General features: G+C 65.8%; 11 protein-coding genes. 4 read left to right on the top strand and 7 right to left on the bottom strand.

Annotated elements, in window-relative coordinates:
- Positions 1–12: 12 nt before the first annotated feature.
- The 5 genes from ACLBKT_RS09940 to ACLBKT_RS09920 all read right to left on the bottom strand — a co-directional run bounded on the left by ACLBKT_RS09940 (position 13) and on the right by ACLBKT_RS09920 (position 8,065).
- Entirely contained in the window at positions 13–744 is a 732-nt protein-coding gene (locus ACLBKT_RS09940; protein ID WP_410182755.1) for a 2OG-Fe(II) oxygenase, read from the bottom strand.
- A gap of 29 nt (positions 745–773) precedes the next feature.
- On the bottom strand, positions 774–1,331 hold the full coding sequence (locus ACLBKT_RS09935; protein WP_410182754.1) for a hypothetical protein: 558 nt from the start codon (positions 1,329–1,331) through the stop codon (positions 774–776).
- A 90-nt stretch (positions 1,332–1,421) separates the two neighbouring features.
- Positions 1,422–3,302 carry a tetratricopeptide repeat-containing sulfotransferase family protein gene (locus ACLBKT_RS09930; protein WP_410182753.1) on the bottom strand — a complete coding sequence of 627 codons (1,881 nt, stop codon included), beginning with the start codon at positions 3,300–3,302 and terminating at the stop codon, positions 1,422–1,424.
- A 6-nt stretch (positions 3,303–3,308) separates the two neighbouring features.
- Complete coding sequence (locus ACLBKT_RS09925) at positions 3,309–4,850, bottom strand: putative 2OG-Fe(II) oxygenase (protein ID WP_410182752.1); 1,542 nt, start codon at positions 4,848–4,850, stop codon at positions 3,309–3,311.
- Between the two features lie 71 nt (positions 4,851–4,921).
- Entirely contained in the window at positions 4,922–8,065 is a 3,144-nt protein-coding gene (locus ACLBKT_RS09920; RefSeq protein ID WP_410182751.1) for a TonB-dependent receptor domain-containing protein, read from the bottom strand.
- 348 nt (positions 8,066–8,413) lie between these two features.
- Between ACLBKT_RS09920 and ACLBKT_RS09915 the strand changes: the two genes are divergently transcribed.
- From ACLBKT_RS09915 to ACLBKT_RS09900, 4 genes are all read left to right on the top strand, one after another.
- Positions 8,414–9,583 (top strand): acetyl-CoA C-acetyltransferase, encoded by a 1,170-nt coding sequence (locus tag ACLBKT_RS09915; RefSeq protein WP_410182750.1) that lies wholly within the window; start codon positions 8,414–8,416, stop codon positions 9,581–9,583.
- A 113-nt stretch (positions 9,584–9,696) separates the two neighbouring features.
- Complete coding sequence (locus ACLBKT_RS09910; protein WP_410182749.1) at positions 9,697–10,482, top strand: SDR family NAD(P)-dependent oxidoreductase; 786 nt, start codon at positions 9,697–9,699, stop codon at positions 10,480–10,482.
- A gap of 118 nt (positions 10,483–10,600) precedes the next feature.
- Positions 10,601–11,473, top strand: coding sequence for a crotonase/enoyl-CoA hydratase family protein (locus tag ACLBKT_RS09905; RefSeq protein WP_410182748.1), 873 nt, complete (start codon positions 10,601–10,603; stop codon positions 11,471–11,473).
- Positions 11,466–11,954, top strand: coding sequence for a MarR family winged helix-turn-helix transcriptional regulator (locus ACLBKT_RS09900; protein ID WP_410182747.1), 489 nt, complete (start codon positions 11,466–11,468; stop codon positions 11,952–11,954). The genes ACLBKT_RS09905 and ACLBKT_RS09900 overlap by 8 nt, the downstream gene beginning before the upstream one ends.
- Positions 11,955–11,995: 41 nt before the next feature.
- Here ACLBKT_RS09900 and ACLBKT_RS09895 read toward each other — a convergent pair whose 3' ends face one another.
- Positions 11,996–12,991, bottom strand: a complete 996-nt coding sequence (locus tag ACLBKT_RS09895) for a type II secretion system F family protein (RefSeq protein ID WP_410182746.1) — start codon at positions 12,989–12,991, stop codon at positions 11,996–11,998.
- 19 nt (positions 12,992–13,010) lie between these two features.
- A complete protein-coding gene (locus ACLBKT_RS09890) occupies positions 13,011–13,982 on the bottom strand; it encodes a type II secretion system F family protein (RefSeq protein ID WP_410182745.1) in 972 nt (323 codons plus the stop codon).
- Positions 13,983–14,068 lie beyond the last annotated feature (86 nt).

Below are 14,068 nucleotides of genomic sequence, written 5' to 3'. Positions count from 1 at the left end.
CGGCTCGCAAGGTCACAGGCTGCGCAGCCACCCCGTCACGGCCATTCGTCCGATGGGCGCGAAGGGCGGGACGTAGCTTACCAGATGCGATTGCGGCACACGGAACAGGTTGAGCGCGTTGAAGCGCGGGCGGAAACCTTCGATCACGTCGCCATCGTCATTCAGGAACAGCAGATAGCCGCCCCAATCGGGATGCCAGTCATCGCGCGCCAGGTTCAGCACATAGGCGACCTCCCAGCCTTCGGCGACATGACTGTCGGAGTGGCGGCCAAGATAGTGGCCGGGGGCGAACAGGGTCGCCTGACCATCGGCCTTGACGAGAGCTTCGACGCCGGTGACCGTGCGAACCAGATCGAGGAAGTCGGGGGTGTTGAGGTGTTCGAGCAGGATCTCGTGCGCGCTGCCCGGGTCCCAGCCTTCGCGGATCGCTTCGAGAATAGGGTAATGCGCAAAGCGGAAGCCGTATTCGCCGCGGGCTGAGTGCTGTTCGGCATTTTGCATCGCCTGGCGGAGCGCCTGCTGGCCTTCGGGCGTGCGGCTGCGGGCGGCGCGGATGCTGGTGGGCTTTTCGGTCCCGGCGCCGACCGCCATGCCCCAATCTGTCCCCCGCGCCAGCACCATCTGGAGTTCGCCGGCGCTTTCGGGGGTCAGCACATCGCGCAGCTGGACCCGTCCTGTCGCTGCGAAACGGGCGGCATAGGCGGGAAGGTCGAGCGCCGGATTGAGTTCGAAGAGGGTCTTCATGGTGTCCTGACTATATCGTCACGTCCGGCTCACCGCACGCGCCGCCCTTTGACGCCCTTCTGGCCATCGATCCGCAGGAAATAGGCGCTGAAGGCACCGCTCTTGATCTCCAGCGACCGGCCGACCTTGGGCCGCATCAGGCCTGCTGGCATTTCGTCGAGCTGCCAATCCGCACCCTCGGCCGTGGTGATGACGTAACGGCCGTTGACGGTGCGAACCGCGGCAATGGTGGTGTTGAGCGTGGCGAACTCCTCGGCCTGCTCGGGGTCGTCCTTGTCGCTCTTGCCGCCGAAGATGCCGAGATCGGGAAGGGTAAAGCCGAACAGCTTGCGCCGCGCCTCGCGCACATCCTCACGGTCGACGACCCGGACGTCACCTTCGCTGCTGGCGGCAACCATGGCGGACACGGCGGTGTCGTAGCAGGCGAGGCGTTCGGCCGGGTCGGGCTTGGACTGGCACGCACGCAGCGCGGTGACATAGCTGCTCTCATCCGGGTCGGCTTTGTCTTCCGCGGCGAGCGGCGCGGCGGCTCCTACGGCAATCGCAAGCGCCGCGCAGGCGGCGGCAGCAGCACGGATACGGGTCATGGCGGTCTCTCCCATCAAGGGCGGTTGAAGCCCTGTCCTTTGCGGCCCTGATTACCCCTGCACGCAGCCCAAGGCAAACGGGGAGCTTGGTCAGACCTCGTAACCCATCCGCTCCGCCCACGGCGTCAGAATCGGCATCACAGGCGCGAGTTGATCGGCATAGCGCCGCCACCGCCCACTGGCGCGTGTGTAGAGCTTCTCGCCGATCTGGGCGTAGCTGGCGGTCTTCACCCGGCCGCGTTCCTTCGCGGTTTCCTCGTGGGCGAGCAGGCGGTCGTTCCAATCGAGCCCCAGCCACGCAACCAGCGGCTGCAATTCGCCGCGCGAGTCTTCGACCAGCCGCTCATAACGCACCGCGTGGGCGGCAATGGGGAACAGGTCGTTCGCCCGGTGCCAGGCGCGGAACACCGCGTCATAGGTTCGCGCGGCTTCGGCAAGATCGGTGAAGCTGCGCATCGCGAAATTGAGCGTGAAGTTGGCCATGAAGCAGCTCAGCACAACGTCCGCCGGGTGACGCTCGGCAAGGATGAAGCGGGCGTTCGGGAACATCCGGTGGATTTGCACCGCGCGCGCCATGTTGAGCGGGTGCTTGTCGACCAGCCAGCGCTGGCCGTCCCATCCGTGGCCCACAGCGCTGGCGAAATAGGCCTCGCGCAGCTGGCCGCACTGCTGGGGATTGAGCGCGGCGAGATCGAAGTCTCCCAGCATTCGCAGGATTTCCGCCAACATCGGGCGTTCTTCCAGCACGTGCAATTCGGGCAGGCCCATCAACATCGTGTCGAGCAACGTCGTCCCCGAACGGGGGAATCCGACGAGGAACACCGGATCGCGCCGTGCCGGATCACTCGCAAGCGGCGGAGCCCAGCGCGCGGCCCATTCCGGTGTCCAGCGGGCCAGATCAGCCTCAATACTTTCCCGGTAAGTCGGCCCGTGGCGGGGCGGCGCTTCGGCGATGGCGGCAGCGTTCATGGTCTCGAACGCGGCAAAGGCGGAAGCGGCATCGCCCCGCCGCTCGGCGATGTTGCCGATCAGTGCGGCGCGCCGCATCGGATGGATCGTGGTGGGGATCGCCTCTGCATGCCGTGCCGCATCCTCGAACCGCCCCTCCCTCTGGGCCAGCCACGCGTGCAGGAACGCAACCTCGGGCGGGCAGGCCGCCGGGTCGAGCGTGGCAAGGAAAGCGGCCAGCGCCTCGGTGCGGTTGGTCGCCTCGTAAAGCCGGCCGAGTTCCAGCTGCGCTTCGCCAAAGTCGGGCCAGCGCTGCACCGCTGCTTCCAGCACGGTGATCGCTTCGTCGAGCAGTTCGTTATGCGCCAACGCCATGCCAAGCTCGGTCTGGGCGGCACGACTGTCCGGCGCGACCGCGACCGCATCGCGGGCCACCTTGAGGCGCGGCTCCCCCAGATCGGCCTGACGCAGCACATCGGCGAGGTTGAGATAGATCCCCACCTCGCCCGGCTGATAGGTGATCGCGTGCTCGAAGGCGTTGATCGCCTGATCGAAATGGCCAGCGGCGGCGTGGATATTGCCGAGATTGTTCCAGCTCGCCGCATCCGCGGGTTCACCTTGAAGCACGCGGCCATAGGCCTGCACGGCCAAGGCCATCTCACCGCGCTGCTGCCGCACCCAGGCTTCGATCCGGGCGAGGGCGGGCAGGTTCGATCCCTGCGCCAGTGCCAGCGCCTCGTCCTCACGGCCTGCGGCCAGCAGGGCGCGCGCCAGATCGCCGCGGATTTCGCTATCATCGGGCCGCAGCCGGGCGAGTGTTTCGAGATGCGCCACCGCGCGCGGCGCATCGCCCAGCTCAAGCGCGGCGAGGCCGGCAATCGCAAGGAAGGGCGCACCTGCCTCGCTCGCCGCAGCATGGCGTTCGGCCAGTGCCAGCGCGCCCGCGGCATCACCCGCTTGGCGCAGGCGGATCGCCTCGGTCAGAGCCGGGGGGAGCGCCGCGGTGGGGGTGGCCTGATACATGTCGCGTCAATCCTGTAGAGCGTGGGCCTGTCGGGGACGGGCAATATCGAAGGCGACGGTCAGCCGCTCGCCTTGAGGGAAGGGGCGCGTACCATGCCACATGGTGGATGGGAACAGCACCAGACGCCCCGGTTTGGGTTCAATCAGCTGCAGCGGTGCGAGGTCTGGCACAAGATCACGCGCCTCGCCAAGCGAGAGCCAACCCGCGTGATCATCCGCCCCTCCTGACTGACCCGCGCCCAGCGTTTCGGGCAATGCGACGTAGAGGGCCGAACTGAACCAGCCCTGCGGGTGGACGTGATCGGTGTGAAACCCGGCATTCTCCAGCCTGACCGACCACGACCCGGCAATCCGCACCGGAGCGCGATCGGCGGGCAGGGTCGGGTGTCCGGCTTCGGGCGGCGGGAGCTGCGCGATATGCCGCGCGACGATGGCGAGCAGGCGCGCCTTGAGATCACGGATCGGCGGTTCAACGCGCAGCAGCAGGTTGCCGTCGGTCTGCGTCCCCCCGCGCACCGACTGATCGAGCGGAGCGGCCTTGGCGTGATGCAACCCGCGCAGATGGGCTGCGAGCGCCGCGAGTTCTTCGGGCGTGAGGCCGATGTCATAGACCCCGACAAGGGCTGCATCGCCCTCTAGCCAGCGTGCGCGGGGATCGCCGGTCATGCGCCACGCCAGCGACAGATAGGGCCACAGCGTCAGGGCTCCGGGTTGGCTGACGCGGGGTTCGAGCAAGGCGGCGGCGGGACCGGGCTGGTTGCGGCGGATCAGGTGGCGGGCAAACATCCACGCCTCGTTCGCGTCAGCGGGCGGCCCGGCGGTGGCGAAATGCGGATTGGCAGCGTCCAGCGCGCCGCTTTCCGACGCGATATGGCCGATCATCAGGCTGAGCCAGCGTTGCGCTCCCAATACGGCTTGCGCTTGCGATGCCGCGGCGGCCGCGCGCGGGAGATCGCGGGTTTGCAGGGCGAGTGAGATGGCGAGGTGATGCAGTTCGGGCGCACGCGGGTGGCGGGCCAGCGCTGCGCCAAGGCTGGCGAGCGGATCCTCGCCCATCTGGCCGCGCAAACTGGCAAGGCTGCGGTGTCCGTCGAGCCACAGCGGGTTGGTGGACAGGATGCCGGTCAGGAGCGCGATGCCCTGTTCCGGGCGGCCCTCGGCCAGCAGGGCGGCGGCCTGGCCCAACAGGATGCCGCCGTCGCGCGGGGCGAGCGGGGCAGCGGCGGCGAACAGGTCAGCGGCGGGCAGGCCGGCTTCGAGCGCGGTGCGCGCGTGGGAATGGGCGATCAGGCCGTCCCGGGGGGCGAGCGCCGCTGCGGCGCGGAAGGCTTCGTAGGCGGTGAGGCTATCCCCGCAGGCGCGGGCGGTGAGACCGAGCAATTGCTGGGCCTGCGCACTATCCGGGTGGCGCGCGGCAAGCTGGCGCGTGTGGGGCAGGAGGAGTTCGGGAAAATCCGCGTTGATGAGGGCAAGGCCCGCACCCAGCGCGGCAGCAGGGTCGGCCAGCGGGAATTGCGCAATCCGGGCGAGGGCTTCGGCGTGCTGCAAGGTGACTGGTTCCCTGAAACGAAAATGGCGGGCCTTTCGGCCCGCCATCTCGTGTCTAACGGTTCGGACGCTTAGAAATCAAGCGTCACACCCGCGAACAGGTAACGACCCAGCGCATCATACTGCTGCGCATAGACGTTGCCGTTGCACGAACCCGCGGGGCAAGCCTGCGAGCCGGTCGTCGGCGGAGCCTTGTCGAGCACGTTGTTCGCGCCGAGGACGAAGTTGAAGTTGTCCCCTGCCGCGAAGGTGAAGGTCAGGTCGAAGTAGTTGATGGAGTCAAAGCCAGCAGCACCCGGACGGGCCACACCACCCGGAGCCGGGCCAGTGCCGCTCGGGTTGTTGAGGTTGGTGTTGGTGTCAAGGGCATCGAGCGTGACGCCGTCGAAGTAACGCCAACGGACCGAGGCACCGAAGCCGTTGCGGAAGTTGAAGCCGAGACGGGCCTGGTGGCGCCACTCGGGGTTCGGCTGACCGCAAACGTTACCATACAGACCCACGCAATCGAAGGACTGATCGAGACCCGGAATGCTGACCCCCGTGTCGGTCACCAGCTCATCGAGGTAGGTGCCGAGGAAGTTGAAGGTCAGCGTGCCGACATCGCCGATTTCCGTGCTGTAGTTGACCTGGGCGTCGATACCCGAAGTCTTGAAGCCACCGATGTTCTGCGTGACGTTGGTCGTGAAACCAGCCGCCGAGCGCCACAGCGAGCCCGAGGGGTCGCGGTTGATGAGGCCGCAGAAGAACGGATCAGCCGTTGCGGTACAGGCCGCAAGGATGGTGTCCGAACCGATGCCGCCGATCGCCTGCGAAATGTCGATGTTGAAGTAATCGACGCTGGCGGTGAAGCCAGGCAGGAAGGTCGGGGTCAGCACCACACCGGCGGTGTAGGTATCGGCGACTTCCGGGTTGAGGCTGAGGTTACCACCAACGAAGCCGTTGTACTGGTCAGCCGGGTTCGGAGCGACGAACTGGCCAACGGTCAGGCCCTGGGCCAGACAGCCGGTGTTCGCAGCCGTGATGACGAAGCCAGCACAGGGGTCCGACGAACCGTCAAGTGCGACGAGGTTCGGAGCGAACAGATCCTGCACCGTCGGCGCACGCACCGCCCGGTTGTAACCACCGCGGATGCGGAAGTCGCGGGTCGGAGCGAACTCACCTTCGATCTTGTAGGTGTCGGTGTTCACGCCGGTGCTGTAATCCGAATAACGGTAACCGCCGGTGATGGTGAAGTCATACACCCAGCTGTCCTGCGCGATCGGGATACGGACTTCGGTGAAGAATTCCTTCACGTCGAAGCTGCCGCTGACCGGGAGGGTCGCTGCGCCCTGACCGGCCAGGTCGCCCGTGCTGAAAGCCGAGTCCGAGCTGAACTGGAGGCTTTCCTTGCGGTATTCCGCACCGAACACGACATCGACGCCCTGGTCAGCCCAGGGGGTCTTGAGACCATATTCACCCAGCGAACCCGACAGGAACGCGTTGGCGACCTGCTGGCTCACAACACCGCGCGAGAAGCCCGGCGTGGCGAGGTACTGGACCGAAGCCGCCGACGGAGTCACCGTGCCCGGCGAGAAGATGTCCCACGGCACGCAGTTCGGATCGGTGCCATCGAGCGTCGAACGGCAGACGGGGGTACCGCCGGGGCCGGCCACGACATCGAGAGCGCGGCCGAGACGGGTGACCGAGAAGTCGTTCAGGTAGGTCTGGGCGTAGTTGTTACGGCCATACTGGTAGAACGCATCATACGACCAGGCCGGCGACAGTTCGCCCTTCACACCGATGACGGCGCGATAGCTGACGTGCTGGAGATCGTCCTGACGACCGCCGCCTTCGACGTTACGACGCAGGATCTGCGCGAAGGCACGGTTGTAGGTGTTGCCAGTCAGCGGATCGACGAAGTTGAACGGCGTGGTCGGGAGCAGGGGTTCACCCAGGCCGCGAGCGACACGGGCAGCGTTTTCGGCTGCGACGTTACCGGTCACGGTGAAGGCATCACCCGGCAGCGGGCTGACGAGCAGGTTGCCAGCGTTGCAGAAGCTGGTACGCTGACCAGCCGAAAGCAGCGGGTTGTCGCAGTTGATCGACAGGGTGTTACCGAAGTTACCCGACGGAGCGATCTGGGCGACCGTACGGTCGTCCATGAACATGAACTCCATGTACGGCTTGATCGCGCTCGAGATTTCGTAATCGGCGAACACACCGGCGGTGTAGCGTTCGTCGGGACGCTGGAAGTAGTTCAGCGGACCGAAGTTGTACGGCGTGAAGCCGGGGAGCAGGGTGCGGTTCGGGCCGAACTGCGCGGTGCTCGAAGTGAAGTTAGCGCCGGTGCCGGTGTTGAAGAACACGGTGCCGGTGGCCGAGGTGGCCGAGCCGCCGCAGTTGTACTGGCGACCAAGGGTCGTCGTCTGGGCAGCGGTGTTGGCCGAGAGCGAGCAAGCCGAGTAATCGCGGCGCGCCTGCAGCACCGGATCGATCTTGCGGTAGCCGGCATAGGCGGTGACGCGGCCGCGGCCATCGTCGAAGCTGCTGCCGAAGGCAACGGTGGCGTCGAAGGTGCCGCCATCGGTGACCATGCCGGTCGGGTAGCCGAAGCCACGCGCGTCATTCGCACCGCGAACGTCGGCCGAGGCACGGTTGTTGTGGTTGTACACGCCGTAGTTGAGATTGACCTTGAAACCTTCGAAGTCGGTATCGAGGACAAAGTTCACAACGCCCGCGACCGCGTCGGCACCATACACCGACGAAGCACCGCCGGTCAGCACATCGGCGCGCTCGATCAGAGCAGCGGGGATGAAGTTGATGTCGGCAGCCGAAGTGCTGGGCGTGCCCGGCGCCATGCGGCGACCGTTGATCAGGACCAGCGTACGCTCCGGCCCGAGACCGCGAAGGTCGAGGGTGGCGATACCGCTTGCGCCGTTGGCGATGTTACCGCCCTGCGCCGCGAAGACCTGCGGCAGCGAGTTGATGAGGTCTTCCACGCGGGTCGTACCGGTGAGGGCGAATTCCTCGGCGGTCACGACGGTGACGGGGCTGGCCGATTCCAGGTTCGGCGAACGCAGACGGGTGCCGGTGACGACAATGGCCTGGCCAGTCTCTTCAGCCGCTGCGGTGCTATCAGTGGTAACGTCGGCATCCTGCGCATAGGCCGGAGCGGCGACAGTCAGGGCGATGACGGCAGTTGCCGCACCAGCCTTGAGAAGCGCGTGCTTCTTCATGGTGGTCTTCCTCCTCTAGGTTTGACCAAGTCAATTTACACTTCAAACGTCAAGGACGCGCGACAATACATGCCGGTGCCCTCGCCGACCTGCCGAATGCTCCTTGCCTTTGCGCAGTGCAAACCCAATTCGCCCGAAGCCGCCCGCTTGCGCGCCGCGTGTTACGCATCTGCAACAGTTGGAAGGCACGCGGTTGTGCATGGGAACCCGGCATTCTGTCACTTTTGCCCGCTTGATTTGCGCGGGGGCCTTCAATAGGCGCATTCGTGCAAGCGAGTGGCGAAGCGAAACTGATTACGCGCCGCGCGCGCCCGGCCCCTGCGCGGGGGTCTGCCCAAGGAGAGAGACATGACCACAGCCTATATTGTCGAAGCCGTCCGCACCGCCGGTGGGCGCCGCGGCGGGCGTTTGGCCGGGGTGCACCCGGTCGACCTGCTGGCGAAATCGCTCGACGCCATCGTCGAGCGCAGCGGGATTGATCCGGCCGCGATCGATGATGTCGTCACCGGGTGCGTGTCTCAGGCGGGCGAGCAGGCGATGCAGGTCGGCCGCATGGGCGTGCTCGCCTCGAAGCTGCTCCCGCAATCGACCCCCGCTGTCACCATCGACCGCCAGTGCGGCTCCTCGCAGCAGGCGATCCAGTTCGCCGCGCAGGCCGTGATGAGCGGAACGCAGGATGTGGTCATCGCCAGCGGTGTCGAAAGCATGACCCGCGTGCCGATGGGCTCCAACGTCACGCTGCACATGAAGGAAGGCCTCTATGCGAAGGCCGCGGGCCTTGAGGAAAAATTTCCCGGGATCAACTTCAGCCAGTTCATGGGCGCGGAGATGATCGTCAAGAAGCACGGCTTCACCAAGGACGAGCTCGATCGCTTTGCCCTGTCGAGCCATCAGAAGGCGACGGCCGCGACCAAGGCCGGGGCGTTCGAGCGTGAGATCGTCGTGGTCGAGGTCGAGACGGCGGAAGGCACCCAGTTCCACGCCATCGACGAAGGCATCCGCTTCGACGCGACGCTGGAAGGCATCGCGGGCGTCAAGCTGATCAGCCCCGATGGCGCGCTGACGGCGGCCTCTGCCAGCCAGATCTGCGACGGTTCCTCGGCGGTGCTGGTGGTGTCCGAAGCGGCGCTGAAGGCCCATGACCTCACCCCGCTGGCGCGCATCCACAACCTCACCGTCACTGCGGGTGATCCGGTGATCATGCTCGAAGAGCCGCTGTTCGCCACCGACCGTGCCTTGCAGCGTGCGGGCCTCAGCATCGATGATATCGACCTGTTCGAAGTCAACGAAGCCTTCGCCTCGGTGCCGCTCGCATGGCTCAAGCACACCGGCGCTGATCCGGAGAAGCTCAACGTCAACGGCGGCGCAATTGCGCTGGGCCACCCGCTCGGCGCGAGCGGCACCAAGCTGATGGCGACCCTCGTCCACGCCCTGCGCGCGCGCGGCAAGAAGTACGGTCTGCAAACGATGTGCGAAGGCGGCGGCGTCGCCAACGTCACGATCATCGAGGCGCTGTAAATCTCATCCGTCACCCCGGCGCAGGCCGGGGCCCAGGGCCGCAAGCGCCCACCTATCCGATCGAGATCCCGGCCTCCGCCGGGATGACGACATTTGATTGAGAGGACTAAACAATGGAAGTTTCAGCCAACACCCCCGCCGTCGTCACCGGCGGTGCCTCCGGCCTCGGCGCAGCGACCGCCCGCGCGCTGGCCGCCAAGGGCGCCAAGGTCGCGATCTTCGACATGAACGCCGAAAAGGGCGAAGCGCTCGCCGCTGAACTGGGAGGCGTCTTCTGCCTCGTCAACGTCACCAAGGACGAGGACGTCGATGCCGGTTTCGCCAAGGCCCGGGCGGCCCACGGGCAGGAGCGCATCCTCGTCAACTGCGCCGGGATCGGCAACGCGATCAAGACTGCCAGCCGCAGCAAGGAAGACGGCTCGATCAAGCACTTTCCCATCTCGGCTTTCGACTTCGTGATCCAGGTGAACCTGATCGGCACCTTCCGCTGCATCGCCAAGTCGGCGGCCGGCATGATGACCCTCGACCCGCTCGACGAGTTCGGTGAGCGCGGCGCGATCGTCAACACCGCCTCGGTCGCGGGTGAGGACGGTCAGATCGGTCAGGCGGCCTACTCGGCCTCGAAGGCGGGCGTGATCGGCATGACCCTGCCCATCGCCCGCGACCTGATGAACGAGGGCATCCGGGTGAACACCATCCTGCCGGGCATCTTCGACACCCCGCTGCTCGCCGCCGCGCCGCAGAACGTGCGCGATGCGCTGGCCGCCAGCGTGCCGTTCCCCAAGCGTCTCGGCATGCCGGTGGAATATGCCAAGCTCGCCATGACCATGATCGAGACCGGCTATTTCAACGGCGAGGACGTGCGCCTCGACGGCGCGATCCGCATGGCGCCGCGTTGATATCTTGTGCGTCCCGCCTGCGCCGGGGCTCACCGTCGAAAGGAAAGCCCTCGCTTTTGCGGGGGTTTTCTTTTGCCCGCAGCATGGCATCACAGGCGTCAAAGGAGAGGGATTCCCCATGACCGAATACACCCAGATCATCGTCGACAAGGCGGACGGCATCGCCACCATCACGCTCAACCGTCCGGAAAAGATGAACGCCTACACCCGCATCATGGGTGAGGAGATTATCGCGGCGATGGACGATATCGACGCGGATGATGCGGTGCGGGCGGTGATCTTTACCGGTAGCGGCGAACGGGCGTTTTGTGCGGGCGCTGACCTCACGCCTGAAGGCGGGGGGCAGGTGTTTTCCGATCCGACGCAAGTCGATGACCTGTCCGATGCCCGCGTGCGTGATGGCGGGGGATTGCTGACGCTCAGGCTGTTCGAATCCAAGAAGCCGTTGATTTCCGCCTGTAACGGCGTTGCGGTGGGCGTGGGGGCGACGATGCAGCTCGCCATGGATATCCGCCTCGCGAGCAGCACGGCGCGTTACGGCTTTGTCTTTGCCCGGCGGGGGATCGTGCCCGAAGCCGCGTCGAGCTGGTTCTTGCCGCGCATCGTCGGCATCCAGCAGGCGCTCGAGTGGTGCTACACCGGCCGCATCTTCGATGCCGAAGAAGCGAGGGCGGGCGGGCTGGTGCGATCCCTCCACGCACCTGCCGATCTGCTGCCCGCCGCCCATGCGCTCGCCCGCGAAATTGCGGACAACACCTCGGCGATCTCTGTCGCCATGACGCGGGCGATGATGTGGCGGCTGGCGGCGGCTGATCACCCGATGGAGGCGCACAAGATCGATAGCCGCGCGATCTATCGCCTCAGCCGCGGCGGGGACGCCAAGGAGGGGATCGCCAGCTTCCTTGAAAAGCGCGCACCCAGCTATCCCGGCAAGGTCAGCGCCGACATGCCCGACTTCTACCCGTGGTGGGATGCGCGCCCTTATGAATGATGCGGCTGGCGAGGGGACTGGCGATCTGGCCGGATTCCTGCCGTACCAGCTTTCGGTCGCGTCCAACGCGGTCAGCGGCCTGATTGCCGAACGGTATCGCAAGCGCTTCGGACTGAAGATCCCGGAATGGCGGGTGATGGCCGTGCTGGGCGATGCGGGGCAGATGACCCAGCGTGCCCTGACCGCGGCAACCGTGATGGACAAGGTCGCGGTCAACCGGGCGGTTAAGGTGCTGGAAGAGCGCGGGCTGATCGCGCGGGTGCCCAATCCCGAGGATGGCCGCTCGCACCTTCTGGCGCTGACGGGCGAGGGGCGGGCGATCCATGCCGAAGTGATGCCGCTCGCCCGCGCGACCGAGCGTGAGCTGCTGGCCGATCTCGCGCCCGGCGAGGAGGAGGCGCTGCGCCGCCTGCTTGCGGGCCTGCGCGCCCGCGCCATGCGGCTTGCGCGCTCCAAGGGTGAAGGGCCGGAGCAGGGATAATCCCACTCCGACCCTTCGGGGTTGGCTCGTTTGTCTTGGTGTTACTTGATCAGGTTGTCCGAGATCGAGCAGGCTGCCGGACCGAGAATAACCACAAACAATGTCGGCAGAATGAACACGATCAGCGGTACGGTCATGATCGCGGGCAGTCGCGCCGCCTTTTCTTCGGCGCGCATCATGCGCTCGTTGCGGAACTCGGCCGACAGCACGCGCAGCGCGGACGCGAGCGGGGTGCCGTAGCGTTCGGTCTGGATCATGGTCGTCACCACGCCCTTCACCGCTTCCAGATTGACGCGGTAGGCGAAGTTGTTGAACGCCATCTTGCGCTCGTTGAGGAAGCTCAATTCGATCGCGGTCAGGGCGAATTCGTCGCCCAGCTCGGGATAGGCGCGGCCCAGTTCCTTGGCGACGCGGTTGAAGGCGGCGTCCACGGTCAGACCGGCCTCGGCGCAGATCACCAGCAGGTCGAGCGCATCAGGCAGGCCCTTCTGGATTTCCTTGGTGCGCTTGGTTGCCTTGTTCTTGAGGAAGATTTCCGGCCCTTTGTAGGACAGGAGCACGCTGCCGCCGAACACGGCGAGGCGCTTCATCGGGCCCCAGTCGGGCCAGAAGTCGACCCAGTAGATCAGCAGGCCCATCACCAGACCGATCACCAGCGGCAGAACGGCGCGCGCGACGATGATCAGCACCGCCCATTCCTTGTTGCGATAACCGGCATGGGCCATCTTCTGCTGGATCGCCTGGATCTGGCTTTCCTGCAGCACATTCAGACGGCCGAGGCTGTCCTTCATCTTGTCGGTCGTATCGGTGCGGCGCACAAGACTGGTGCGCTTCTTCGACGACGAGGTGACGATCCCTGCCTTCAACTGTTCGCGCCGCGCCTCCAGCGCCTTGACGCGCTTGGCCATCGGGTCACGGATCGTGAGCGCCGCATAGATCGCCAGCATCACGGCAAAGGCAGCCAGGCCAGCCAGCAGCGTGCCGACGAGGATGACGTCGAAGCCAAGCAGGGTCGGGCCGGTGGGTTGGTTGATCATGATATTTTGCCCCCCGCCATCAGATTTCGAAATTGACCATTTTGGCCATCATCAAAACGCCCACGCCCATCCACACGCCGGCGCCGAGGCCGGTGACAATCAGGCGCTCATCGGTGAAGAAGGTGCCCATGTAGCTCGGATTGATCGTGAAGATCGCGCCGAACACGAGGAACGGCAACGAGCCGACGATATAGGCCGAGGCCTTGGATTCCGAGCTCATCGCCCGGATCTTGAGCTTCATCTGCGCGCGCTGACGCAGCACGTTGGCGAGGTTCGACAGGGTTTCGGCCAGGTTGCCCCCCGTCTCGCGCTGGATCGCCAGCGTGATGGTGAAGAAGTTGAATTCCGCGATGCCCAGCTTGTCAGCGGTATCCTGGAGCGCGTCCTCCATGGTCTTGCCGACCCTCATGCGGTCGATCACGGTCTTGAACTCATAGCCGACCGGACCCGGAACTTCGGTCGAGACGATGCTGAGCGTTTCGGCCACCGGCAGACCTGAGCGCAGGCCGCGCACCAGGAGTTCGATCCCGTCCGGGAATTTGGTGATGAAGGCGTTGGTGCGCTTGTTGATGAGGTAGCCCACCAACATGTGCGGCAGGCCCGCACCAATCAGCAGTCCCATCCCCAGCGAGAGCATCGGCGCGCGGCTGAGCACGAACATCACCACCGCGATCCCGAGCGCCAGGCCGAGCGACCCGTAGACATATTGCGATACGGTCCAGTCCTTGCCCGTGCGGCTCAGGCGCATGGCCAGCGCTTCGCTGCGCGAGCCCGATCCTGCGACCTTGTAGGTCTTGGGCTTGCGGGCAGCGACAGCGCGCTTGAACTGCGCATCAACCTTGGCATCGACGCTTTCCGAGTGGCGGTAGCGCAGCGCCTCCATCCGGCGCTTCTGGGATTTGGCCGCGCCCGAACCGGCGATCACCGCATAGCCCATGACCAGCACGGAGAAGATCACCAGCGTGATGAGCAGGGTTTGGATAATGGCCATGTCTAAGCTTCCTGCCTGGTTCCGCCGGGCTGCGGCGGCGCAAATCCTGTGTCACTGCGCCGGCGGCGGGGCACCTGCGCGCCCCG

This window comes from Erythrobacter sp. W302b, assembly GCF_046452395.1.
Classification (GTDB): Bacteria; Pseudomonadota; Alphaproteobacteria; order Sphingomonadales; family Sphingomonadaceae; genus Erythrobacter.
The sequence above is the reverse complement of the archived record's forward strand: the minus strand, read 5'-3'. Positions and strand labels throughout refer to the sequence as shown.

Excerpts from the sequence above, each read along its gene's own strand:
- ACLBKT_RS09940 (WP_410182755.1), bottom strand. The coding sequence starts at position 744 with ATGAAGACCCTCTTCGAACTCAATCCGGCGCTCGACCTTCCCGCCTAT.
- ACLBKT_RS09935 (WP_410182754.1), bottom strand. The coding sequence starts at position 1,331 with ATGACCCGTATCCGTGCTGCTGCCGCCGCCTGCGCGGCGCTTGCGATT.
- ACLBKT_RS09930 (WP_410182753.1), bottom strand. The coding sequence starts at position 3,302 with ATGTATCAGGCCACCCCCACCGCGGCGCTCCCCCCGGCTCTGACCGAG.
- ACLBKT_RS09920 (WP_410182751.1), bottom strand. The coding sequence starts at position 8,065 with ATGAAGAAGCACGCGCTTCTCAAGGCTGGTGCGGCAACTGCCGTCATC.
- ACLBKT_RS09915 (WP_410182750.1), top strand. The coding sequence starts at position 8,414 with ATGACCACAGCCTATATTGTCGAAGCCGTCCGCACCGCCGGTGGGCGC.
- ACLBKT_RS09910 (WP_410182749.1), top strand. The coding sequence starts at position 9,697 with ATGGAAGTTTCAGCCAACACCCCCGCCGTCGTCACCGGCGGTGCCTCC.
- ACLBKT_RS09905 (WP_410182748.1), top strand. The coding sequence starts at position 10,601 with ATGACCGAATACACCCAGATCATCGTCGACAAGGCGGACGGCATCGCC.
- ACLBKT_RS09900 (WP_410182747.1), top strand. The coding sequence starts at position 11,466 with ATGAATGATGCGGCTGGCGAGGGGACTGGCGATCTGGCCGGATTCCTG.
- ACLBKT_RS09895 (WP_410182746.1), bottom strand. The coding sequence starts at position 12,991 with ATGATCAACCAACCCACCGGCCCGACCCTGCTTGGCTTCGACGTCATC.
- ACLBKT_RS09890 (WP_410182745.1), bottom strand. The coding sequence starts at position 13,982 with ATGGCCATTATCCAAACCCTGCTCATCACGCTGGTGATCTTCTCCGTG.